Genomic DNA, 354 nt, shown 5'->3' with positions numbered 1-354 from the left:
CACAGCTCGGCTTCAAGCAGATCACCGCCGCAGGTGACGGCGAGCAGGGAATGAAGATCATGGAGCAGCAGCCCCATCATCTCGTCATCTCCGATTTCAACATGCCGAAGATGGATGGCCTCGGTTTCCTGCACGCCGTGCGGGCCAATCCGACCACCAAGAAGGCCGCCTTCATCATTCTCACCGCGCAGGGCGACCGCGCGCTGGTGCAGAAGGCTGCCCAGCTCGGCGCCAACAACGTGCTGGCCAAGCCCTTCACCATCGACAAGATGCGTGCTGCCATCGAAGCGGTTTTCGGATCGCTGAAATGATTGAAGCTGCAGCCAAGCGCGTACATATAATTCAGGGCGAGTA

The 354-nt window shown here is 59.3% G+C and carries 1 protein-coding gene; it reads left to right on the top strand.

The window, feature by feature from the left end:
- Window positions 1-311, top strand: a 311-nt coding sequence (gene cheY2, locus EN804_RS35310) for a chemotaxis response regulator CheY2 (protein WP_246693542.1), incomplete at its 5' end; no start/stop codon positions are given.
- Between the last annotated feature and the right edge of the window lie 43 nt (window positions 312-354).

It is taken from the genome of Mesorhizobium sp. M8A.F.Ca.ET.161.01.1.1 (assembly GCF_004792105.1).
Taxonomy (GTDB): Bacteria; Pseudomonadota; Alphaproteobacteria; order Rhizobiales; family Rhizobiaceae; genus Mesorhizobium.
The sequence above is the reverse complement of the archived record's forward strand: the minus strand, read 5'-3'. Positions and strand labels throughout refer to the sequence as shown.